This is a genomic window from Psychrobacter sp. M4 (assembly GCF_055699795.1).
In genome coordinates, this window is sequence record NZ_CM146740.1 from 3208119 (window position 1) to 3232800 (window position 24682).

At 42.7% G+C, this 24682-nt stretch carries 23 protein-coding genes; 14 read left to right on the forward strand and 9 right to left on the reverse strand.

Translation table 11 applies throughout. From position 1 onward, the window contains the following. Positions 1-141 precede the first annotated feature (141 nt). Positions 142-1890, reverse strand: a complete 1749-nt coding sequence (gene rpoN, locus ACR63N_RS13415; RefSeq protein ID WP_472782158.1) for an RNA polymerase factor sigma-54 — start codon at positions 1888-1890, stop codon at positions 142-144. Positions 1891-2295: 405 nt separating this feature from the next. Here rpoN and ACR63N_RS13420 point away from each other — a divergent pair, with 405 nt between their 5' ends. Continuing rightward, positions 2296-3201 (forward strand): nitrilase-related carbon-nitrogen hydrolase, encoded by a 906-nt coding sequence (locus ACR63N_RS13420; protein WP_367105791.1) that lies wholly within the window; start codon positions 2296-2298, stop codon positions 3199-3201. A 30-nt stretch (positions 3202-3231) separates the two neighbouring features. On the opposite strand, the gene ACR63N_RS13425 is transcribed toward ACR63N_RS13420, so the two are convergent. From ACR63N_RS13425 to ACR63N_RS13445, 5 genes are all read right to left on the reverse strand, one after another. Next, positions 3232-4215, reverse strand: a complete 984-nt coding sequence (locus ACR63N_RS13425) for a tyrosine recombinase XerC (RefSeq protein WP_367105792.1) — start codon at positions 4213-4215, stop codon at positions 3232-3234. A gap of 30 nt (positions 4216-4245) precedes the next feature. Next, positions 4246-5133: a diaminopimelate epimerase gene (dapF, locus tag ACR63N_RS13430; protein ID WP_367105793.1), complete on the reverse strand. Its 888-nt coding sequence runs from the start codon at positions 5131-5133 to the stop codon at positions 4246-4248. Between the two features lie 204 nt (positions 5134-5337). Next, positions 5338-6030, reverse strand: coding sequence for an acetyltransferase (locus tag ACR63N_RS13435; RefSeq protein WP_367105794.1), 693 nt, complete (start codon positions 6028-6030; stop codon positions 5338-5340). Between the two features lie 200 nt (positions 6031-6230). After that, the gene (lysA, locus tag ACR63N_RS13440; RefSeq protein WP_367105795.1) at positions 6231-7598 is read right to left on the reverse strand and encodes a diaminopimelate decarboxylase; all 1368 of its coding nucleotides are present in this window, start codon (positions 7596-7598) and stop codon (positions 6231-6233) included. Between the two features lie 88 nt (positions 7599-7686). Beyond that, a complete protein-coding gene (locus tag ACR63N_RS13445) occupies positions 7687-8019 on the reverse strand; it encodes an LptM family lipoprotein (RefSeq protein ID WP_367110384.1) in 333 nt (110 codons plus the stop codon). Positions 8020-8557: 538 nt separating this feature from the next. Here ACR63N_RS13445 and ACR63N_RS13450 point away from each other — a divergent pair. From ACR63N_RS13450 to ACR63N_RS13505, 12 genes are all read left to right on the forward strand, one after another. Then, the gene (locus ACR63N_RS13450; protein ID WP_367105797.1) at positions 8558-9787 is read left to right on the forward strand and encodes an acetate/propionate family kinase; all 1230 of its coding nucleotides are present in this window, start codon (positions 8558-8560) and stop codon (positions 9785-9787) included. A 204-nt stretch (positions 9788-9991) separates the two neighbouring features. After that, positions 9992-12136, forward strand: a complete 2145-nt coding sequence (gene pta, locus ACR63N_RS13455) for a phosphate acetyltransferase (RefSeq protein WP_367105798.1) — start codon at positions 9992-9994, stop codon at positions 12134-12136. A gap of 91 nt (positions 12137-12227) precedes the next feature. Next, positions 12228-13133: a nicotinate-nicotinamide nucleotide adenylyltransferase gene (locus ACR63N_RS13460; RefSeq protein WP_367110382.1), complete on the forward strand. Its 906-nt coding sequence runs from the start codon at positions 12228-12230 to the stop codon at positions 13131-13133. A 119-nt stretch (positions 13134-13252) separates the two neighbouring features. Further along, a complete protein-coding gene (gene rsfS / locus ACR63N_RS13465) occupies positions 13253-13654 on the forward strand; it encodes a ribosome silencing factor (RefSeq protein ID WP_367105800.1) in 402 nt (133 codons plus the stop codon). 228 nt (positions 13655-13882) lie between these two features. Continuing rightward, positions 13883-14638, forward strand: coding sequence for an MOSC domain-containing protein (locus tag ACR63N_RS13470; RefSeq protein WP_472782159.1), 756 nt, complete (start codon positions 13883-13885; stop codon positions 14636-14638). Between the two features lie 291 nt (positions 14639-14929). Further along, on the forward strand, positions 14930-16333 hold the full coding sequence (locus ACR63N_RS13475; RefSeq protein WP_472782160.1) for an APC family permease: 1404 nt from the start codon (positions 14930-14932) through the stop codon (positions 16331-16333). A 56-nt stretch (positions 16334-16389) separates the two neighbouring features. Next, the gene (locus ACR63N_RS13480) at positions 16390-17256 is read left to right on the forward strand and encodes an N-acetylmuramoyl-L-alanine amidase (RefSeq protein WP_367110379.1); all 867 of its coding nucleotides are present in this window, start codon (positions 16390-16392) and stop codon (positions 17254-17256) included. A 42-nt stretch (positions 17257-17298) separates the two neighbouring features. Beyond that, positions 17299-18036, forward strand: coding sequence for a pyridoxine 5'-phosphate synthase (locus tag ACR63N_RS13485; protein ID WP_472782161.1), 738 nt, complete (start codon positions 17299-17301; stop codon positions 18034-18036). Positions 18037-18105: 69 nt separating this feature from the next. Next, positions 18106-18852 carry a type 1 glutamine amidotransferase gene (locus tag ACR63N_RS13490; RefSeq protein WP_472782162.1) on the forward strand — a complete coding sequence of 249 codons (747 nt, stop codon included), beginning with the start codon at positions 18106-18108 and terminating at the stop codon, positions 18850-18852. Positions 18853-18870: 18 nt separating this feature from the next. After that, positions 18871-19080, forward strand: a complete 210-nt coding sequence (locus ACR63N_RS13495; RefSeq protein WP_367110376.1) for a hypothetical protein — start codon at positions 18871-18873, stop codon at positions 19078-19080. Between the two features lie 95 nt (positions 19081-19175). Continuing rightward, a complete protein-coding gene (locus tag ACR63N_RS13500; RefSeq protein ID WP_472782163.1) occupies positions 19176-19877 on the forward strand; it encodes a hypothetical protein in 702 nt (233 codons plus the stop codon). After that, entirely contained in the window at positions 19828-20946 is a 1119-nt protein-coding gene (locus ACR63N_RS13505) for an XRE family transcriptional regulator (RefSeq protein WP_472782164.1), read from the forward strand. Before ACR63N_RS13500 ends, ACR63N_RS13505 begins: the two co-directional genes overlap by 50 nt. A gap of 109 nt (positions 20947-21055) precedes the next feature. On the opposite strand, the gene ACR63N_RS13510 is transcribed toward ACR63N_RS13505, so the two are convergent. The 3 genes from ACR63N_RS13510 to ACR63N_RS13520 all read right to left on the reverse strand — a co-directional run bounded on the left by ACR63N_RS13510 (position 21056) and on the right by ACR63N_RS13520 (position 22619). Further along, positions 21056-21739: a hypothetical protein gene (locus tag ACR63N_RS13510; RefSeq protein ID WP_367110373.1), complete on the reverse strand. Its 684-nt coding sequence runs from the start codon at positions 21737-21739 to the stop codon at positions 21056-21058. Positions 21740-21826: 87 nt separating this feature from the next. Further along, the gene (gene nadS, locus ACR63N_RS13515; RefSeq protein ID WP_367110372.1) at positions 21827-22084 is read right to left on the reverse strand and encodes a NadS family protein; all 258 of its coding nucleotides are present in this window, start codon (positions 22082-22084) and stop codon (positions 21827-21829) included. A gap of 88 nt (positions 22085-22172) precedes the next feature. Next, positions 22173-22619: a hypothetical protein gene (locus ACR63N_RS13520; RefSeq protein ID WP_367110371.1), complete on the reverse strand. Its 447-nt coding sequence runs from the start codon at positions 22617-22619 to the stop codon at positions 22173-22175. Between the two features lie 867 nt (positions 22620-23486). On the opposite strand from ACR63N_RS13520, the gene kbl reads away from it, so the two are divergent. Beyond that, positions 23487-24677 carry a glycine C-acetyltransferase gene (kbl, locus tag ACR63N_RS13525; RefSeq protein ID WP_472782165.1) on the forward strand — a complete coding sequence of 397 codons (1191 nt, stop codon included), beginning with the start codon at positions 23487-23489 and terminating at the stop codon, positions 24675-24677. Positions 24678-24682: the final 5 nt, after the last annotated feature.

Consider the following 24682-nt stretch of genomic DNA (forward strand, 5'->3'; position numbering starts at 1 on the left):
TTATTCTATTATTTATATATAATCAGAACATTTTGTTTTTAGATTGTCTAAAATTTTTAGAGTAATATGAAGGCAGCTGTCAAAGATGCAGCTATAGCTATAGCATGAGCAATTTATAAATACAGGTTGAGTATCAAAGGACTAATACTTTTGTTTACGCTGAGTAGAGGAACCGATATTCATCGCTTCTCTATATTTGGCAACAGTACGCCGTGCAATGTCAATCCCATCTTCGAGTAGCTGAGCTTGAATACGACTATCTGATAAAGGTTTCTTAGGGTTCTCGTTGGTAATGAGCTGTTTGATCATGGCGCTGATAGCAGTTGAGGAGATATCACCATCATTGCTACTGACATGAGAGGAGAAGAAGTGCTTGAGTGAAAACAGACCTTGCGGGGTCAAGATCGTCTTACTGGTAGTCAGGCGTGAAACGGTAGATTCATGTAATTCAACTTCTTCTGCCACATCTTTTAAAATAAGAGGCTGCATAGCGGTAGCGCCGTAACGCAAAAATTCTTGCTGGCGACGTACGATACTAGTGGCGACTTTAAGAAGGTTTTGATTGCGCTCCTCAATGCTGCGAATAAACAGTCTGGCGTCAGTCAAGTTTTCGCGTAAATACTGATTGTCAGGACTATCGTCGCCGCGCTTGACTAAGTTGGCGTACTCTTGATTGACGCGTAGCTTAGGCAGTGTTTCTGGATTAAGACGCACATGCCAAGCTTCGTCTTGTGCTGCACTATTTGCTTTGTTGCGGCGTAGCGGTGTTACTAACACATCTGGTATGTCGTAGCTTTCAGGAGCCTGCGTATACTCAGGTTGCCGGCTTTGAAACAATAGACCTGGAGAGGGGTTCAAGGTGCGTAGTAACGCAATTGCTGGAGCTATGTGCTCAGAGGACAGACCTGTGGTTTCGGTCAATGCTCTGATATTATTGCTGACCAGATATTCACTGGCAGATAGTAACACTTGAGCGTGTTTTAGATAGCTGGTATCAGGGTCAAGTTTGGCCAATTGAATAGCTAAGCATTCGCTAAGATTACGCGCGCCTACGCCTAGTGGATCGCAAGACTGAATGACCCGTAGCACCATCTCGATCTCATCACGCTCAATATGAGTATCCCACTGATAAAAGCTTGCCATGGTACTTAGGCTTTGTAGCAGCTCATTAATATCAAGCTGTATAAAACCCATATCGTCCATTGAGTCCATTAGATATTCGGCTATTACAATATCCGTATCTGAGAGATGTTTGAAGTTAAGCTGCCAGCGTACATGATCCTGGATACTAGCGCTGGTACTCCCTTGATAGTCATCAAGGTCTTCATAACCACCCCCTTTGCCAGTGGCAGCGGATGCATAATTACCCGTATCAATGCTACTAATGTCTGAGCTTGTTGAACCAGAAAAGTCACTTGCCATATCTTGATAGTCGTGATCATAATTGATATCACCGCTATCCATAGCACTATCGTCAATACCTGCTTGTTGTAATTTGTCGAAGCTATCGTCAAAGCTGTCATCGAATGAATCAACATTATTATAGCCATCGTCGAAGCTATCATTACTATCAAAGCTATCGTTACCATCAGAGCTATCGCTATTCGATGCATCGTCGTATGAACCATCATTGGTATCGGCTGCGGTATTGGCATTCCACATCTCAAGCGTTAGTGATTCAGGTTCATCTGCGCGCTCATCACTACTGTCTCCATACAACTCCTCTTCGTCGTCGACGCGTTCAAGTAGCGGGTTACTATCAAGCTTTGCCTGAACCTCTTGTGCCAGCTCAAGACTAGAGAGCTGCAGCAATTTGATAGCTTGCTGCATCTGCGGAGTTAGTTTTTGGGAGTTATTTAGCGTGGCCGCCAGTCCAAACGACATACTCATAACAGGTATATTCCACTCCAATATAATAATCTTAAAAATATAGAACAACAGTTAATAATCAATAGCGCTTTTATGTTGGCGCTTTTTGTAAGCTTATACTATTTCTAAAAATTAGGTAGTAAGTTTGAAAAATAATCTTTAGCATGCTTTTATAACAAAACTTGACAGCCGACTATAACCTTACCAAATTATGACAATAGCACTTTTTATAGTAATTTTGCTATGATAATTTACATCTTATCTGACTTACTTTGCCGTTTATCTGCTTTGTAACTTTGATAAAGTAGTAAAGGCATGCTTTTGCTTGTCTAGGATTACGATTAAACATCAAAGCATCAACCTACAGCAATTGAGCAGGGTATGATAGCAAAATATCTACTTTTTAAGACTATAATTGAGAATGAGATGACCAAGCATTTTAAAAGCAGCGTTGAAAACAATAGTGATTTTACCATTGCAGCAGTACAGATGAATAGTCAGCAAGATATCGAAGCAAACTTGGCCGCTATTAAATCCGCTATTGCTGATGCCAGCCGACAAGGAGCACAGCTGGTAGTACTGCCTGAGAACTGCTGTAGTATGGGTAGGCAAGCGGCTACCGCCGAGCGCTTTGACTCCTTATCTACTACCTTAGCAAATTATGCGCAAGATCATGATATTCACGTACTTGTAGGTTCGCTACCTTGCTCGTACCGTCCTGACGGGGTTATCGTACCTGATGGACGTCTGCGTCAGGTTAGTCAATTATTTGCTCCTGACGGCACGCAAGTGGCACGCTATGATAAGATTCATCTGTTCACCGCGACTGTTGCTGATAATCAGGGTAGCTACAACGAAGCGGCAACTTTTGAGCCGGGGATGCAGACGGTAGTAGCGAAAATTGAAGCAAGCGACAAGGTATATAATATTGGTATGATGGTATGCTTTGATTTACGCTTTCCAGCTCTTGCGCAGCGTTTGCGCCAAGCAGGCGCAGATCTACTAAGCGCGCCTTCCGCTTTTACTTATCTGACAGGACAGGCGCACTGGTCTTTGCTATTGCAAGCGCGCGCTTTGGACAGTCAATGTATGGTTATTGGTGCGGCGCAAGGCGGCGATCATTACTATAAAAATGGCAAGGTTCGTCAGACATGGGGGCATACGGCAATTACTGCTTTTGATGGTACAGTGATAGACAGCTATGATAATAGCGCTCTTGCCAAGCCGGATGAAGAGCAAAAATACGCCTTAGTTTTTGCTAACTTAGACACACAAGCGCAGCAGCAAGGGCGACAAAAGCTGCCTATTTTTCAGTGCCATCGTTTGGCTTAATAGAGGACTCATACAGGTTTAGGGCAGCGCTCAATTTTCCTCATTTTGACTGTGAGTGGCGCGCGGATGAGCGCGGTCATAGACTTGAGTGAGCTTGGCAAAATCAACGTGAGTATAGATCTGCGTAGTACTGATATCACTGTGCCCTAACATCTCTTGGATGGCGCGCAGATCGCCACTACCTGACAGCATATGAGAGGCGAAGCAGTGACGTAGTAGATGCGGATACAGATTTTGAGCAATGCCAGCACGGGTTGCCGCTACTTTTAAGCGCTGCTGTACTGCTCGCGTTGATAACCGTGTACCGAGCTTTTCACTGATAAATAGTGCACGGTCTTGTTGCTCAACCCATAGATCTCGATGCGGCAAATAGCGGTTAATAGCAGCGGCGGCTTTGGCTCCCAAGGGTACTAGACGCGTTTTATTGCCCTTACCAGTTACGCGGACGCGCAGAGCAGACAAATCGAGATCTGTCATATCAAGCGCTACTAGCTCCCCTACGCGCAAACCACTGCTATATAGCAATTCAAACATGGCTTTGTCGCGTAGCCAAAGTCTTGCTTGTTCTGGTGTCTCGGGCGTAGGCTGGTCAAGCAACTGCGTCAACAAATCCACATCGGCAATAGCAGGCAGAGGCCTTGGACTACGTTTAAGCTGATAGCCTGTCGTCGGATTGATACGAGCCAGCCCCTCTTCAAGCAACCAACCATAAAAGTGACGAATAGCCGATAGCTCTTGTTGTACGCTGGCAAGCGCTAACTTATCTTCGTCTAAGCGCTGGCTAATATGCTGTGCCAATTGTCTTTTATCGCAGCGCGTCCATGTCAGCTGTTTACCGCGCAAGAACAGTGCTAGCTGATGCACCCCTGCAAAGTAAGCGCTTAGCGTATGCTTGGAGTGGTTACGCACAGCTAACATCTGTAGCCAGCGCTGTACAGGCTCTAAAAGTTTGCGCAGCGGCTCATCGAGTTCAGTAGCTTGGATCTGCTTATCGGCATATTCTGTATTAGACATAAACTGGCCTCATACTAAAAAATGGCTCTATTAAGCAGTGGGACTTGGCTTGATACCCGCCTGCGCCATCAGACCATCTGGACTAAACACGCCCTCATAAACAAAAGCGGTGGGGCCTGTCATCATGACAGAATAACCCGGCTGCCAGCGGATAATCATACTACCACCATAAAGCTGCGCGCGAATCTCCTCCCCTTCATCAAGCCAGCCTTCACGTATACCTATGGCAACCGCTGCACAAGCACCCGTACCACAAGCTTGAGTTTCTCCAACGCCGCGCTCATAAACGCGCAGACGAATGTGACGCTGATTCATCACCTCCATAAAGCCTACATTGACCTTATCCGGGAACGCTGGATGCGACTCAATCGCTTTACCTAAATTCTCGACATCAGCATCGAGCACGTCATCAACTTTGATAACCGCATGAGGGTTGCCCATGTTGGCTACAAACAGCTGTACGGGCGTGCCTGAGACGTCTAGATGATAAGCATTTTGTATTTTGGTGGTGGCTTTGGGGGTAAAGGGAATCTCGTTCGGTTCAAACTTAGGTTTACCCATATCCACCTCTACCCAACCGTAACGATCCGTGGTCAGAGCGATAACACCACTTGCGGTCTCCACACGCAGGCGCTGTTTAAATGACAGCTTGCGCGCTTGAACGAAACGAGCAAAACAGCGTGCCCCATTACCGCACTGCTCAACCTCACTACCATCAGTATTAAAAATACGATAACTAAAATCCACATCCGGACGCATAGGCGGCTCAACGATCAGCAACTGATCAAAACCCACACCTAGATGACGATCACCCAATAGTTGCACTAATTCAGTCGTTAAGTCTAAGCGCTGAGTCACCAAATCAATGACCATAAAATCATTACCCAGACCATGCATTTTAGTAAATTCTATTAACATATCCTTGTGTCCTATTCTATTTTTATGTACCCGTTATCTTAGCATGCTGCCAGATACAAAGATAACCATCACCGTTACGAGTAGCGAGTTATCTGTAATAACGATCTGCCACAAAAAAACCCACTACTATCAAGCAATGGGTCATATTTGAATGATCGACATTAGTAACTATACCAGTAATTATATCATTAACTATATTAGAAATTATGAAGCTTGATACTCATTTAGATAGTTGTTCGTTTGATACTCTTGTCTGACTAAAGGTCGGGCGGGGTTACCTATGACCACCGCGCCCGCTGGTACATCTTTGGTGACCACCGCGCCCATACCTACAATAGCGCCTTTGCCGATCACAAGTGGCTTATTGGGCGTGCCTTGCTTAATGACGGCACCAGTTCCAATATAAGCATGGTCGTGGATATGGACGTTGCCATTACAGCTCACTCTAGGAGCGAAAGTCACATAATCACCGATTACACAGTCATGAGCAACATAACTATAAATATTGGCATGAAAAAACTTACCAATTTTAATTCTGGACGTCAGGTACGTATTACCACACAAAATACTACCTTCTCCTAACTCAACATTGCCCAATATCGTTGAGCTGTCGGCGGATATTGAGAGATTAGTAATATTGTCTTGCGCCAGTTTCTTAGCGATTGATTCACGAATCTTGCTATCGGCAATAGCTATTATTATCTGTTTATCAGTCGCCGGATGTGCTAAAAACTTTTGATAACTCAGTATCTGGTAAAAGCATGATTCTGTTGATTGACTATAATCATCGATAAATACAAATTGCTGATTATCCAATTTAGAATATTGTGACCTTACTAAGGGCATTACTTCTTCGCCAAAGCCACTGGCACCATATACACCTATCAGTTGTTTCATATCTGTTTTGTCTTCGCGTCAATTAAAATAGAACCAATTATGTGATTAAGCTATTGTGATTAAACTATCCACTCATTTATGCTTGATGACAAGCTACTTAAAAACATAAATTGAGTCTTAATAATAATACAACTCTACACAATAGTCCAATTTAACTGACCCGATACTCAATAAAAGATATGATTAGATGATTAACGCTTTTAGTTTTGCCACAAGACCTCATCATTGTATAGGTCTTCGATAGTTTCACGCTTACGTATAAGCTGATGGCGATCGCCTGAGACCATGATCTCAGCGCTGCGCGGACGCGAGTTATAGTTGCTGCTCATAACAAAACCATAGGCTCCTGCGCCTGTTATTGCCAAGATATCGTTCGTTGTAAGCGCCAACAAACGATCTTTGGCTAAAAAGTCACCCGTCTCACAAATAGCACCGACGATATCCCATGGCTGCATGTCGTCAGTGTCAAGGCCTTTAGCAGGTAAATGATTAGGAATAACGGCCATCTGTGCTTGATAAAGCGCAGGACGAATCAAATCATTCATCGCCGCATCAACAATAGCAAAATTCTTGTGTTTGGTCGGCTTTAACACCTCAACGCGAGTCAGTAAAATACCAGCATTGGCAACGATACTGCGTCCTGGCTCAAAAAACACGGTTAAACCAAGCTCTGTCAGCTTCGGTAATAAGGCTTGGGCAAAATCCTCAATGGACACAGGCGACTCATCGATATAGCGCACCCCTAAACCACCACCTAGATCGATATGCTGGAGCTCAATGCCTTTTTCTTGCAAGCTGTGAATCAGTTCAATGACCTTATTCATAGCAGCGATGAAAGGTGCAACTTCTGTCAATTGCGAACCGATATGGCAATCAATACCGACGATATCGATGTTTGATAAACCAGCGGCTTGCTCATAAACCGCCAAAGCCTGCTCGTGAGCGATCCCAAATTTGTTGTCTTTAAGACCGGTTGAAATATAAGGATGCGTTTTGGCATCGACATCTGGATTGACCCGTAGCGAGATCGGTGCCTGTTTATCAAGCTTTTGGGCCACCTCATTGATCAAAATCAGCTCACTGATCGACTCAACATTAAAGCAAGCAATGCCTTGGTTTAATGCATATTCAATATCTTCATAAGCTTTACCAACGCCTGAGAATACCACTCGGCTGGCCTTACCACCTGCGGCTAATACACGCATCAGCTCGCCGCGTGAGACGATATCAAACCCAGCGCCCGCCTCTGCCAGTACCCCTAGTACTGCAAGGTTAGAGTTGGCTTTTACCGCGTAACAAATTTGATGATCAAGCGTAGCAAAACTATCGGCATAGGCCTGATAAACGTCTAATATTGCCTGTTTTGAATAGACATAACAGGGCGTATCATAATGCTCAGCCAGCTCATTAATACTTACGTCCTCTAAATATAAAGCATTATTACGATACTCTAAAGCAGGTAGATGTAGGCTCAAAGCAGTAGCGTCGATATACAGTCCTTGCTGCGTTTGAACAGCAACATCGTCATGACTGGCAGTTGTATTGGCTTGCGGTGCAGGATTACTCATATTAGTCTCTAATCAGCTGTTGAAGTTAAAAAGGTGGAGCGCAATGATTACTAATCTTTTGGCCTTAATCTGGTGAATTACTTGCGCGTTAATAGTCGTTAGGATCATTACTCACCGCAGGCATTACCTGCTTTTGCTCTAAGTAGCGCGTTTTATCGTACCCATCGTCGTCAATAGTAGCAAAAGCGGCGTCTTGTGGCTGACGGGTACTATCTAGCGCCTCTGAAGCGGTTTCTGTGACTATCATTTGGTCACTCGTTTGGCTGGGCTCTGCAATATATAGCTCGCCCTTTTGTCCGCAGCTTGCTAGACCAGCACTGCTAATAATCAGTGCACAACATACATAGACGGCATAACGACTGGGACTAACAGACGGAGGATAACGGCAGTCACTGTTTGACGCGCGGCGGATAATAAACATAGGAGAAATAACCTTAAAGCAGTGAAAAAGCAGTAAAGATGAAAAAGCGCTGATATGAATTTTGTAAATTCTAATAATACATTATTCAGTAAAGCTCTGCGTGCTTTGAATTTAATTGAGCAAAGATTGCATTGATTTTTTGTTTCAAACTGATTTTTAAATGTGTTAGACGAATTTTTACAAAAATTTTTCTTTATATTATTTTATATAGAAGCTGTTTATATAAGAGGGATATATTCAGTAAACAACTGTGCTAGTGTCTTGACGAACGTACTTGTTAAGCCTTATATTAAACCTTATAGTTGTCATGGTATAACTCCAAAAATATGTTACATTATAAGCAGAATAACTATTATTTTTAACTATCAAAAATCGTTATTGAGTTTTTGATACGTCTTTTAACATGCTACAGCAAAAAAGCATAAACCATCAGCAACGTTTTAGTTTGACATATAGCGCTTTATTTATGTTAACGGGGACGAAGCTGGTTTTTATTATTTAACCCTTGAGTTAACCAAACATCATCTAAGGATAGAGTATGAGTGACGCAACCCCTGTAAATGCTAGTGATCAAAGTGCTGAGCACACCCAACTAACCAATCCCACCTTGGTCTTAAACTGCGGTTCATCTTCGATCAAGTACGCCTTAATCAGTGAAGATAAGTCTACGCGTATTACTGGACTTGCCGAAAACTTAGGTCTCGATACAGCTCGTATCAAATACACGACTTTAGAGGGTGAAAAGCTTGAAATCACTATTCCAGGAGGTCGTCACGAACTAGCGCTAAAAAAAATCCTTGAGCTGCTTGAGCAGTATCAGTTCGTTGCGGTAGGACATCGCGTGGTACATGGCGGCCGCGAATATTCAAAAGCGGTGCGTGTCGATGAGCATGTCTTATCAGAGGTTAAGCGCCTAAAAATTCTAGCGCCGCTACATAATCCTGCTAATGCTTTGGGTATCGAGGCGGTGCAAGCTATTTATCCTGATATTCCGCAAGTTGTCGTTTTTGATACCGCCTTTCACCAAACCATGCCGCCCGTTGCCTATCGTTACCCCATTCCAAACGTGCTATATGAAGAAGAAAAAATTCGCCGCTACGGCTTTCATGGTACCTCACACGCTTACGTCTCGGAGCGTGCCAGTCAGATCACCGATACCAAAGGTCCGCATGGTTGGCTGACTGCGCATTTAGGTAATGGCTGCTCAGCTACTGCTATCTATGACGGTGAGAGTTTAGACACCAGTATGGGGCTAACCCCGCTTGAGGGCTTGATGATGGGTACGCGTAGCGGCGATGTTGATCCCGGTCTGCATATTCATCTAAAGCGTCTGCTCGGTATGAGTCTAGAGGAGATCGACAAAATGCTCAATAGTGAAAGTGGTTTGCTTGGCATCTCAGGCTTATCCAACGATTTGCGTACGGTTGAACAAGCGGCGAATGAAGGTCATAAAGACGCACAGCTTGCCATTGAGATGTTTAGCTACCGCGTGGGCAAATATCTGGCAAGCCTTAGCTGCGCTCTGCCTGTATTTACGGGTATTATTTTTACTGGCGGCATTGGTGAGAACTCAGCCACCACGCGCGCGCGTATCTTGGATGTGATGCGCCATTTTGGTGTTAAGTTTAGTGCCGATAAGAATAAAGCGCTAGTTGGCGGCAGCGAAGGCAGCTTCCAAGATGACGATAGCCCTGTTGAGCTGTGGGTCATTCCAACTGATGAAGAGCGCCAAATTGCTAAAGAGACGCGCCAAACATTAGGTCTATAAAATATTGGGACTATAGATCATTGGCGCTATAAAACATTGGTGCTATAAGTTTTGAGCTATAAATTAAGCACTGCGTTTATAAGACAAGCATTACAGAAGTCGGGCTGTAGTAAAGCTTTTGTAGTTATTTAATAATTCATTTTCAAAAGCTGTTTTAAGTACAGTCAAAATCACTCAAGGATATAACGAACCGTAGGATACGCTATGCAAACCATTTTACTTGTCCCTATTAGCCGCGGTATTGGGGTGACCTCAGCTGCACTTGGCCTCATCCGTGCGCTGGATTACAACGGTATCAAAGCGGGCTTTATGAAGCCATTTTTGCAAGACGATACGCTCGATAAACAAAACAGCTTGGACAGCTCAAGCGCCCTAACTATGCAGGCATTTGGCCTCAAACCTCCTGAGTCTATCAACCGCCAGCGCGCCGTACGCATGATTGGTGATGGCAACCTTGATGATTTGATGGAAGAGGTGGTCGTCAATTTTCACACTATCGAGGGCGATCAAGATGTCATCATTTGTGAAGGTCTAGTTTCAACTACCGAAGCCTCTTATGCCGCGCAAATCAACCTTGCTATTGCCCACGCTCTTGATGCCAAAATCATCTTTGTCAGTAACGCTGATATCAACGATCCTGCTCACCTCGCTGATAAGCTCGATATGCACGCGCGCGCGTTTGGCGGTATCGCCAGCGAGCGTACGCTTGGCTGCATCTTGATGCGGGTCGATGTGCCCAATACCTTTGAGAATCAGCCTGTAGCTCCAGGCGAGGCGGTCTTTAAACTTGATGATAGCTTCATCCAAGAAGTGCAGCGCCTATCCCCGCATTTTGATACCGAACAGTTTCGTTTGATCGGCGTGGTGCCCTTTAGCGATACTTTATCGGTACCGCGTACTTGGGATATCGCCGCCGAGCTTGATGCCACTTGGCTCAACGTTGGCGATGCCAAAGCTCGCCGTATCAATCATATCAGCCTAACCGCGCGTTCTGTTGCTCGCGTTGATGAAGTGTTCAATCGCGGGACGCTCATCGTCGTACCGGGTGATCGTGATGATCTGCTACTAGCGGCTGCGCTAGCTTGTATCAACGGCGTGCCACTAGCAGGTTTAGTGTTGACAGGCGGCGTCATGCCTAATGAGACCGTTACAGAGTTATGGCAGTCGGCGCTCAAAACAGGCATCCCGATCATGAGCGTTGAAACGGACAGCTATGAGACGGTGCAGAATCTGATGCATATGAGCGCCGAGATTCCAAGTGATGATATTGATCGTGCCAAAGACGTCACCCGCTACGTAGCCGCACATTTAGATCTGGCTTGGATAAAAGAGCAGTTTAGCGGTAATCATAAACCGCGCCTATCGCCTGCCGCTTTTCGCCATCAGGTGGTCAAAAAAGCGCAGCAAGCCAAAAAACGTATCGTGCTACCAGAAGGCTCTGAACCGCGCACGGTGGAGGCGGCATGTATCTGTCAAAGCCGCGGTATCGCTGATTGCGTACTCCTTGCTAAGCGTAGCGAGGTCGAGCAAGTGGCCAAAAACCGTAATCTAATCTTGCCAGAAGGTTTAGAGATCCTTGATCCTGACAGCTTAGATATGAATAAGTATATCAACGCCGTCGTTGAACGCCGTAAAGGCAAAACCACGGAAGTAAGAGCTACCGAGCAGTTAAAAGACCTAGTGTTTTTAGGTACGATCATGCTACAGATGGATGAAGTGGACGGCCTCGTCTCTGGTGCCATTCATACCACAGCCAATACCGTACGTCCAGCGTTTCAACTTATCAAAACCGCGCCGCAGTACTCTTTAGTCTCATCAGTTTTCTTTATGCTATTGCCGGAGCAAGTCGTGGTTTATGGCGACTGCGCGATTAATCCGAATCCAAACGCTGAAGAGCTTGCCGAGATTGCTATTCAGTCAGCGCAGTCTGCGGCGGCTTTCGGTATTGAGCCAAAGGTTGCGATGATCAGCTATTCAACGGGAGCTTCAGGTAGCGGCGCTGACGTTGAAAAGGTCACGCGGGCAACCGAAATCGTCCGCGAGCGTGCCCCTGAATTAGCAGTTGATGGGCCTTTGCAGTATGACGCCGCCTCGGTCATGAGTGTTGGCAAACAAAAAGCGCCGGATTCCAAAGTTGCCGGTCAAGCCAATGTGTTTATCTTCCCTGATCTCAACACCGGTAACACTACTTATAAAGCGGTGCAGCGCAGTGCCAATGTCATCAGTGTCGGTCCGATGCTACAAGGATTGAATAAACCAGTAAACGATCTATCACGCGGCGCGCTGGTCGATGATATTGTGTACACTATCGCTTTGACCGCTATTCAAGCTTATAGCGATTTGATTTAGTTTAGCGATATAAAATAAGCTTAGTCGCCGCTTATCATAAGTTTATGGTAAGCGGTTTTTTATTATCATTATCTTTTATTACAATGACACCATGAATACACAACCTACTTCTGCTCATCCTGCCACCTCAGCTATCCGTGCTTATCTTGGTGGCTCATTTAATCCCGTCCATAACGGTCATATCCAGATGGCCATGCAAGTGTATAATAAGCTGTTGCCCATAGCTAAAGAGGAGCAGCGCTCATTATATGTGTCGCTATTACCCAATGCACGCTCACCGTTTAAACAAAAAACTATTGCCCCTGAACACCGATTGGCTATGCTCAAACTGGCTACCAAAGATACTCCCCTGCAAATCAGTGAGCTTGAGCTTTGGCAGTCTCCACCTGTATATAGCATTGATAGTGTTCGTAAATTAAAGCAGCACTATCCAAACGATAGCTTGATATTTATTATGGGCATGGATAGCTTATCTAGTTTGGATAAATGGAAAGACGGTTTAAAGCTTACCGACTATGTCCATCTATGGGTCTTTGAGCGCTTTGCTAATACCAATCCGGTGCAAGCAGATCAATCAGTAGTCACCAACACGCCAGAGACCCAAGTGCCTGTTAGTCAAGTACCTGATAGTCAAGTAGCTAGTATCCAAATGCCTATTGAACTAAAAAAACAAATTACTGATATCCCGGCAAATCTTACGCAGCCGATCAATACTTTATTTTTACCAGTCAAGCAAGCGCCAAATCAACCATTGTCAATCCAACAAACAAACCCCCAGCCCTTGAACAATGAGCGCCAAGGACGCATTTATCTAGATCCTTATCCGATTGCTACCATATCGAGTACCCTTATCCGTAAGCAGCTTAGCCAGCCCCTATTTAATACTAAATTAACAAGCACTGAATTGATAAGTAATCCCTCTACTGCATTCATAAAACTGCTCAATCCTGCAGTTTATCGTTATATTATTGCGCATCAGCTATATTCTGCGGCGTAATTCCGTTAAAATCACTCTATTGACATCGTTTTGTCTATACTCATTTTTTAGTAGCCTTAATGATTACTTATACTACTATTACTTTATACTTTTATTATTGATTCAAGAGATTAACATTTATGACCAATACCATGACTAATGAACGCTTAGAACAATGCTTAGCCTTAGTTAAAACATCTTTAACCGATATGAAAGCCAAGAACATAACGGTTTTGGATGTAGAAGATTTGACCGATGTGATGGAGCGTATCGTTATCGCTGATGGCACCTCCAAGCGCCACGTACGCGCAATGGCAGACAACTTGGGCGCTGATGCTAAGCAAGCGGGGTTTATGCCACTTGGCCGCGAAGGTGGCAACGATTCTGACTGGACATTGATTGACTTAGGCGCTGTTGTCGTGCATATGATGATGCCACAAGCGCGTGAGTTTTATGACTTAGAAGGTCTATGGTCGTCACCTGAAAGCTTGGCTGAGCTGGTCGCCACCCCGCGCGAGAAGAAAGCGGGACGACGTAATTAAAAGATAAAAGCGTTCAATAAAACCGACGCAAATTCAAAGAGACTAGATAGCTCATGTAGCTTGTCTGGTCTTTTTTTATCTTAAGTTTATTGGACGTATTAGTGACAATCTTAGCGCGATTAAGTGGTAACCGGCGCAATTAATAGTATGAAAAACCATATTAATTGCGCTAAGATAATCCTCTTATCTAAGACTTACTTATTGATATAATATTCCATAGGACGTTCAATGAACGCAGAATATACAACAGCGGGCGAACCGCCAGCCAAGACCGACTTCAATCATCCCCTTCCTCTTCATATTGCTAATCTAACCGAGGTCCGTGCTGGCAAAGCTATGCCATTTGCCCGTGAACAGATGAGCGCTATTGATAAAGCACCAATTAAAGCGCCTGTCGCTGTCAACTTTATGGGTCTCAGCACCGATGAGCAAGCCGATCGCCGTCATCATGGTGGCCCGTTAAAAGCCGTGCATCAGCTGCCAGCAGCGACTTATGACAAAATTAATAACGAGTTTAATCTAAAAGTACGCATCGGTACCTTAGGTGAAAACCTCACCACCGAAGCTATAGATGGTCTGCTGGAGATGGATGAGCGTACCGTTTGTATTGGTGATGTTTTTCACTATGGCAACGTTGAGGATAGCGACAGCGTGCAATTACGCATCGTACAGCCGCGTCGTCCCTGCTACAAAATCAACGATCAAATTGGTCAGTTTACCAAAGTCCCTAACATCGCCGCTTGGGTCAGCAAACAAGGTATCGCTGGCTGGTACTTCGAGGTGGTACGCGATGGCATGATTGACGCTGATCTGCCCGTATATTTGATCGAACGTCCTTATCCATTTGCCACCCTTGAGAAGCTTTGGCAGCTGGCCAATAGCAAAGAGAAATTTGCTGCTGAGCAGATTGAGCCGTGGCTTGCTATTGAGTGCTTGGAGGACAGCTGGAAACAAGTGCTACAAAAGAAGATTCGTAAGGATTAAACAACAGTTTTAAGCAAAATATCTTAACGCTATGGTCAATCCTAAATAAAATTGGCACGCTCTATGCCACGTGCTGCTAGTATCAATTTCCCTTGCGTGCTGTGCCTACGCAGACAGAGGCTGCGCGAAATTGATACCAGCAGCACTATACCTATTTTAAAGTGTGTTAATTATACTTTTTATCTTAATACTACTTTTTTATTCAAAATTTAAGTCACAACAAAAGGCCTCTATGTACCAAACTCACTCTAAAAAAACTCGCTTTTACCTTTTGTGCTCAGGGGGAATCCAATGAGCACGAAAAAAACAACCACAAAAAAAACTGAGAATATCAGCTATCTACAAGCCATAGCCATTAGCGTTGGCGCAATTATCGGCTGGGGCGCTTATGTGATGCCAGGCGATTTATTTTTGCCGCGCTCGCAGCTATTAGGCTCATCCGTCGCTATTATTATCGGTACTTGGGCCATTTACATGGTCGCACGTGCTTATATCAATCTACTCACCCAAACGCCTGAGAACGAATCAGGCGGCATCTATTGGATTGAAAAATATATCAATCGCAAACACGCTTACGTTTATGGCTGGGGCGTGGCGATAGGTTATATCTCTATCGTGGCGCTGAATATATCAGCCGTAGCTTTATTATTAAGATATCTATTGCCGGATAGCTTACAACTTGGCTATCTCTACACTATCGCGGGCTGGGAGGTATATGCCAGCGAGGTATTCTTGTGTAGCGCGGCAATTATTTTATTTAGCTATATTAACCTCAGAGGCGTGCAGGTCGGGGCAAAAATCCAGCTATATATTGCGCTATTTATGATTGTCTCGGTGACGGCGCTGTTCTTTGGCTCGCTTTGGGCCGTCCCTTCTACTGAGACTTTTTTACCTACCGATATGCAAAGTAGCTCTATCACCAGCCTTGTTTGGCTGCCTATTTTGGCGGTAATGCCGTGGGCGTATGTCGGTTTTGAGACCACACCGCAGATCTCCAAATCTATCAGTGACTCAAAAACCAAAACTAAAAGTATTATCTTGATCTCACTCGTCGCAGGCGTGTTATTTTACTTTTTGATCAACTACTTTACCGCGCTGAATATGAACTTTGATTACGAGGCCATTGAAAGTAGCAACTGGGCAACAGGTGAAGGCGTAGATAATCGTATCGGTAGCATTGGCATTGCACTACTGTCCATCGCTATGATCGGCTCGATACTCAGCGGTATCAACGGCTTTATATTATCGTCAGTCAAGCTATTAGAATCTATGGGCGACTCGTCATTATTACCGAGCGTTTTTACCGATAAAAACCAGCGCTTTAGTAAAACCAAAACCGTGGTATTGATCGCTGTAGTTTGCTTATTCTCGCCTTGGCTGGGTCGCAACTATTTACTCGATATCGTCAGTATGGCCTCTTTAGGGATTACCGTGGGCTTCGCTTATGTGACCATGGCTGACCTACTTAACGAGCGCCGGAAAAATCAGGCAGGCATTTTAAATTATTTATCGGTACTCATTAGTATTGTCTTTATATCCTTACTGCTACTACCCTTCTCACCTGCAGCATTGTCGCTAAACGCTTATATACTATTGGCAGTATTTATTGTTTTAGGGGTAATTGGTTACAAAAAGATCGTAGTAACATCAAGTGAGGTAGATAGTAATTTATCTAATAAGATGCTTGGCAAATAGTACTATAGTCAATCTTAACTAAATTTAGCGTATCCTTTACTTTATATAGAATATTCATGACAAAAAACTTTACTGCTTTAATTTTAGCTTCTTTATTGACCCTACCTTTGATCAGCTGCGTCACTACCCAACCGCGCTACATTATCGATAGCGACACTTATCAGGCAACGGGTAAAAGTGAGCGCATTAAAACGATCGTTTTGCACTATACGGTCAGCGATAATGAGCGCTCCATCAAGCTATTAACCGAAGGCAAAGTCAGCGCGCATTATCTTATTTTAGATCACAACGATGATAAGATTTATAACTTAGTACCAGAGAGCGAGCGCGCTTGGCACGCCGGCGATGGCAGCTTTGCTGGTCGGACTATCTTGAATGACACCTCTATCGGCATTGAGATCGTCAATGCGGGAATTCAGCCTGAGTATAGAGGCGCACTAAGAGATGGTAAGCTCAAATATCATCCTTACGAGCATTTTGTCGCCTTTAATGAATTGCAGATTAAAAAGGTCGCACAGCTCGTACGAGATTTGACTCTTAAGTATGACATTGCACCCAAAAATATCATTGGCCACTCTGACCTTGCGCCCTCGCGTAAAATTGACCCCGGCGCTAAGTTCCCCTGGCAGCAGTTGTATGAGCAATATGGTATTGGCGCTTGGTATGATGAGGCGGATAAACGCTACTTTATGGCTCAAGTTCAGGTAGCAGTGCCGACGATAGCGGAGATTAAAAACGAGTTTCGTGAATATGGCTATCAGATTAATGACACAGACGTCTGGGACAAGCCAAGCCGTGATGTCATTTATGCGTTTCAATTGCACTTTAGGCCGCAAAACCCAACCGGGGTGATGGACGTAGAGACTTATGCTATTTTAAAAGCGCTCAATAAGAAGTATGCTGGTACAGAGAATTTTTATTAACCTTATCTATAATTATAACCAACACTATCGAAAGGATATCTTATGAGCACATTATTTAGCGTCAATTTAAACAAACTGGCCTTAATCCGTAACTCGCGCGGTACCGATTATCCTAATCTATTGTACTTTGTAAAAAAGCTGATTGATCTCGGCGTGAAAGGCTTTACTGTGCATCCTAGACCTGATGAGCGTCATATCAGATATCAAGACGTCTATGATATCAGCGAGTTTCTACAAGACTATAAAGACATCGAGTTCAATATCGAAGGCAATCCCAACGAGCGCTTTTTAGAACTTATTCAAGAAGTAAAACCGCATCAATGTACGCTGGTACCCGATAGCGTAGATCAGCTCACCTCCGATCATGGTTACGATATCATCAACCACAAAGACATGTTGTCCAAATTAACGGCAGAGATGCAAGCCTTTGGCACGCGCTGCGCGGTATTTGTCGATCCAGATATCAAACAAATTGAGGCGGTAATAGACAGTGGCGTAAAAACGGTTGAGATCTATACCGAAGAATGGGCGCGCGCTTATGAGAATGGTCATAATGATAAGTTTGACGAAGTAAAACAAAGATTTAGCGACTGTATTAAACTTGCCACTCAAAACGGCGTACGCGTCAACGCCGGACACGATTTAAATTTAGATAATTTAGCCGATCTGCTCAGCCTTGGCGATGTCACCGAAGTGTCGATTGGTCATGCCTTCACCGTTGAGTCATTAGAGCAAGGTATGGATAACGTCGTACGCCAGTATCTGGCTATTTGTGGTTAGCGATTGATGCCTATAGGGTTTTGCAGAATTGGCTTGACTGTTTATACGCAAGATTTAAAGAGGTAACTTATGACATTACGTATTCATGCTCTATTTCATACCGATTATGCGGATCTAAGCTTTATCAAACAGTGGGCAAACGCTCATAATCATCCGATTACGGTCAGTCGTTCTTACGATAATCACGCCCTGCCAACGCCCGACAGCTTTGATTGGCTGATCGTCATGGGCGGGCCAATGAGCGTGTATGATGAAGAAAAGCACCCTTGGCTCATCGCAGAAAAAGAATTGATTACCCAAACCATTGACGCGGGCAAAACCGTCATCGGTATTTGCTTAGGCTCGCAGCTTATCGCTCATTGTTTAGGCGCGAATGTTCAGCCGTCTGGAGTCAAAGAAATCGCTTGGTTACCAATGCAATTGACTGAAGCCGGACAAGCGCACCCTTTATTACAAGACCTGTCTAAAGACTTTACGGTATTTCACTGGCATGGTGAGGGTTTTGACTGTCCCAAAGGCGCGAGTATTATCGCTTCAACAGAAGCTTGGGCAAATCAAGGCTTTATCTATCAAACCCCAAAGCATGAAAAGCTAGACACTTGGGTATTGGCTTGGCAATGTCACTTTGAAGTGACTAAAGAGAGCCTCGCTAAGATGGTATCGAATGGTAATGCCGCTATCCAAAGTGGCCTTGAAGACTACCCTGAAACGGTACAATCACCCGCTGAGATACTAGCGCTAGGCGATAAATATATTGAAGAGAATAATGAACGATTAGGCGCTATGCTCAATCGGATAGCAGCAAGCAGAAAATGATAGTATGAGGAGGAAGTTATGAGTGATTCACAACAAGATGAACAACAAGCGCTTGAACAATACTTGGAAGAAAAGGCTAAGCAGGAGCAAGAGCAGGAAAGTCAGCAGAAACAGGAAGCTGAAGCGCTTACTGAATATGAGGCTTGTGTGTTGAGGGAGAGTGCTAGGGTTCGGAAGTTGATTGCTGAGGCTCGGAGAGAGACTAGAAAAAATGATTTAAATGAGTAAGTAACCTACAAAAATTTGATTTACCCTAATATTTTTATTTTTTACCACCTCTAATGATGTTATAATTTATAAAAATGATAATGGATGGAATAAATATGTATCACGCACCTCAGTATGAAATGTTTAGCGATTTAGATAGTCGTAACAAAGATGGCGAACTTATAACTAATGACGAAGCTATAGATATATTGAAGGAAAAATTTGGCTTCGAACCACAAATTCTTTTTGATGCTATTAATAAAGCTGATGATAACTTCAATCTTAAAACCAAATTAAACTGTGGTAGTGGTATGGCTCGCTGGGGTGATGTTGGTGAATATATTGCTTTACAACTTATGCCTAAAGGTGTCGTATACAGTCGCGATAAAGGGCAGCCAACATTATTTATTACTGACAGCAACATTCAAATCATTATAATGTCGGGTAATGCTGCTGTGGGAAATATAGATTTACCTATTTCCTCTAACTGTGTAAAAGGTATTGAAACTAAAAATAAAATTGATATTAATAAATACAGAAATATTAATTCTAGTAAATTAGAGACTTGGATTCTATATTATCCTTCAAGAAATCACAGTCTTTATGAAGAAGACAATCCAAATTTAATTTGTGAGCTAGCGCGTCCAACCTCCTATGAAATTAAAAAAAGTGGGAAAATATTTCCAACTGATCATGATTGTCGATTAATGTTTACGTCAGAAGGTAATGTTCAGTCATATGTGAGTGAGTTTGCTGATGAATCAGTAAATGAAGACTCGTTTGAAATTGGGTATAAAAATGCGAGTGATGACGAGTAACTTTGAATTTAATAAGCATCGTTTAAAAATAGCAAAAGATTTAAAGGGTAAAACTAACAAGGATTTAGCAAAAATTTTGTCATGTACTGAGGTTACTATTTCAAACTACTTGAATGAAAAAAAACCTTCAGTACCTGATTTTGAAAAAATAGTGACTTTAAGCGAATCATTAAACCTACCCTTTAATTTCTTTAACTCCACTTTTGAAACACAGGTAGTGGATGAGCAAATTTTCTTTCGGTCATATAGCCGTATAAAAGCTCAATATAGGAATTCAGCACGTGCTTATAGTGAATTCGCAATTCAAACCTTAGAATATTTCGATAAAAAGATTTCTAATCTTCCTGTTTTTCAAGGTTTTGATATTGATACATTAGTTAACGAGCCTGAGAAAGCTGCTTTAACGCTTCGTGGTGATTGGCAATTAGGTGTATTACCGATTAAAAATATCATCGCTTTGCTTGAATCACATGGTATTGCGGTATTCCGTTTACCCTTGGAAGTAAAAGAAGTTGATGCATTTTCTTTTTATCATGATGGGCGACCTATAGTATTTTTAAATACAGCTAAATCAGCAGAAAGAATGCGCTTCGATGCTGCTCATGAGCTTGGTCACTTAGTCCTTCATAGTGATGATAAAAATGTGCTTGAAAACATGAAAGATAAAGAGCATGAAGCTGATAGATTTGCATCTAACTTTTTAATGCCAAAAGAAGCATTTATTGCTATGGCACCAAATAATCTAAATTTAGTAAATTTGATAAGTTATAAAAAGTACTGGAAGGTATCACTTGCAGCTATTAACTACAACCTTCATGAACATGAGTTGTTGACTGATTGGCTTTATCGTTCGAATTGTATCGAGTTTAGTAAGCGAGGTTATACCAAATCAGAGCCTGATTCAATTGAGCGTGAAAAGCCTATTCTTTTAAATAAAATAATTAAAGTTCTTCTAGAAAAAGAAGGTAGAAGTTTTTATGAGAATCTTGATTTTGGTTATCAAATTTTAGATGATATAACATTTAATTTGATTAGTGACAATACTAAGCCTAGACTTAAGCTTCTTTAGTTGTTACGATCGTTCCCAAACGTCTGCAACTACAGACTAACATTAAACAATACCCTTCTCCTACTGTGTTAAGTAGTAAGAGAAGGTATTTTTAAATAGTTTAGAAACATCACCTTAAATTAGATTTTTTGGCTGTATAGTAATTACCATTATCACTCCAAAACTCTAATTCTCCTTCTGAATTAATAATAAAATATTCTCCAAACCCACTGTCCTCTTCTTCAAGTTTAGTACCTCTGTCTGTCTCCGCAAGGACATACAAATCATCCGAAGAAGTGCCATCACCATATGCGCTTTGTAGATAGGTTCGTCCATCTTTATTATATGCTGTCATTCTATATTCAAGACCACGTTCGACCATCCAACTACCTATAACCTCACCTTCTGGTAAGCTTTTACCCTTCATATTTTCATAACTAGTGGCGCTCTCACCCATAATATTAACTTCAAGATTTGGGTTATAGTGCGTTGTTGCCCAATAAGCTTGTTTTGGGTCATTACCAGCAATTCTATAACCTATAAAGGTTCGTTCTACGTCTTTATTTGAAAGACCTTTAATATGTTTTGCTAGTCTTTTTAGTTCTACTTCGTCTAAACGTTCAGGTAATTCAACTTCTACGGTACGCTTAATATTACTTTTAGCAGTATCTTCTAAGATATTGTACTCAGGAGCTTCAACTTGCGTAACGTTTTCATCTACAGCAATGTTTTCTTGCTCTATATTACTCCCAGTACAGGCTGTTATCGATACAACCATCACTGCCACAAATAAGGTTTTAAAGTTACTTTTCATTCCATTTACTCTCCTGTAGAAACTTCAAATAATAGTGATAGTTTTGACTCTTAAAATTACTCACCAAGCCTCGGCAATCAAATCAGGCTATTTATCTAACAAACGCACTAGCGTAATCGCCGCTCCTGTCGGGTTTCTAGTGCCTTGTTCCCAGTTTTGTAACGTACGCGAACTGATATTGAGCTTATCAGCGAACTGCTGTTGCGATAGCCCTGTTTTAGTACGGATCGACTTGATATCAGGAACTTCATGACTAAACTGGTGACTAGGCTTAGCCTCCCCTTTGGCAATCGCTAATGCCTGATTCAATGACGTCGATAAATCATCATAAAATTCATTGCTCATAGTTATATACCTCTTTTACTTCTTGGGTTAGCTTGTAAATAATACTTTACCAAACCATAATATTTAGGTTTCTCAACCTTAACTTAGTCTACAAACTATCTCTCTCACAACTTATAATAAAGCTCTCGAAAAACTGTATTAAAGACACGGCGTTGACGAAAAAATCTAAACCGAAACTATAGCCTGATATAGTAGAGTTTGAATAAATACCAATAGGTATACTTAATTCGATAAATAATAAATCGTCATTTGCTTTAAAAACATCCATCGTAAAGAACATATCGATTGGATAAATAGATGTAATCAGTTCATCCTCCTCTCTATACTTAGATAGATCTTTAAGCTTTAAAACCTCTTTGCTTAAATAGTTTATGTTTTCATGAGACATATACCTATTATTTTCACTTACACTTTTAAAATCAAAACATATTAGTTCCGTTTCGATCTTCAAGTCACACATGACACCAAACTCATCTTTAGAGTTTGGTGTCAGAGTAATAAATATATTTTCGTTATCATTTACTAAGTGGCTCATTGTTATATGCTTAATCTTCAGAACAGTATTAAAAAGAATTATACGACGATATTAATGTGAATATCGTGTAAGGCAAGTTATCATCTAGTCGAGATACAAGGGCGGGTTAGTTTTACAGAATTCTCGTAGAGAATGACAGTAAAACGTAACCCACCATTTAGAATAGTTTGCCACTGATAAAAAATCCTATTTAAAGGATTTTCCTTGCAAGCCTAACGAAGCAGTACTTCGTTTTTACGGCTTTCAGGTTACGCTATCGCCCACCCTACCGACCTTTTAATCTCTAAACCCGAACCACGACGAATATCTGCAAGAACACGATGCCGCCGCTAGCCCTGAGCGAGGAAATAACGAAGCACTGCTTCGTCCAAGCGCAAGGGAATTTGCATTTTCGCAAATTTCGTAGCGGATATAAGCGAAACAGAAAATTCCCTTTAAGGAATTTTCACTTGCGAAGCTAAAATTGCAGTGCAATTTTTTAACGCTTCTCAGGAATAGCTCCCCTAAAATCATTATGTGTTGCAAGCTCCACGCCAACCTACTCTAGACCATAAAACTTTAAACAAAAAAAGGTGAGTCTAAGCCCACCTTTTCTATATAAAACAGTTATCTAAAACAAACATCAAACAAAACCTATCGCAACCAAACCCACACATTACGCAGCATCCGCATCCATGCGTCATCCTCACCCCCAACCCGCAGTTTGACCACTTATATATAAGCTCATCAACCCTATATAGATTCAAAAATAATTCTATCCCTCCGCTATTTATTGCGATAGGCTAATGATAAAGTTACCGCTTACAGAGTTATAGATAGTATCACTACATTAAACCAATACTCGTAATATTAAAAAAAGGAATTGTTATGTATCAAGCCTTTCAAACCCATCTACAGCAAGAAATCGACGATATACGTGCGGCAGGACTGTATAAAACCGAGCGCGTTATCACCTCCCCGCAAGATGCGCTTATCAAGATCGCCGATGGTCGTGAGGTGCTGAACTTCTGTGCCAATAATTACCTTGGATTGTCTGACCACCCTGAGATTAAAAAGGTGGCTACCCAAGCCATTGAAGACTCAGGATATGGTATGTCATCGGTGCGTTTTATTTGTGGTACGCAAGATTTGCATAAGCAATTAGAGGCCACGATTTCTAAGTTTTTTAATACCGAAGATACCATTCTTTATGCGGCCTGTTTTGATGCTAATGGCGGTGCTTTTGAGCCTCTGTTAACTGGCGAGGATGCTATTATTTCTGATTCATTAAATCACGCCTCAATCATCGATGGGGTGCGCCTGTGCAAGGCAGTACGCTATCGCTATGCCAATGCCGATATGCAAGATTTAGAGGCGCAATTGCAGGCAGCGCAAGCACAGCGTTTTCGCTTAATTGTCACCGATGCCGTGTTTTCAATGGATGGTAATGTGGCGCCAATGGATGAGATTTATGCGTTGGCTCAAAAGTATGATGCCATGATTATGATTGACGAGTGTCATTCAGCAGGCGTCGTCGGTAAGACTGGCGGCGGTGTGACTGAATTGTTTGATCTGCGCGGTGATATTGAGCTGATCACGGGCACTTTAGGTAAGGCGTTTGGCGGTGCTATTGGCGGCTTTACGACGGGTAAAAAAGAGATGATCGAGATGCTGCGTCAACGCTCACGCCCGTATCTGTTTTCAAACTCCATTCCTCCAGTGGTGGCAGCAGCCGGGATCAAAGCGTTTGAGATGCTAGCGAAGGACAATACCCTGCAAGATAAATTGCATGAAAATACGGCTTATTTTGTTCAGCAAATGCGTGATGCAGGCTTCGATATCAAGCCCACCGAATCGGCAATTTGTGCGGTGATGACTTATGATGCCAACATCGCCCAACAAATGGCAGAGGCGCTGCTTGACGAGGGTATTTATGTGATTGGCTTCTTCTATCCTGTGGTGCCCAAAGACGAGGCGCGCATTCGGGTTCAGCTCTCTGCTGCTCATACTAGGGAGCAGCTTGACCAGTGTATTGCCGCTTTTATCAAAGTCGCCAAGCAAATGGAAGTGATTGCTTAAGGCGG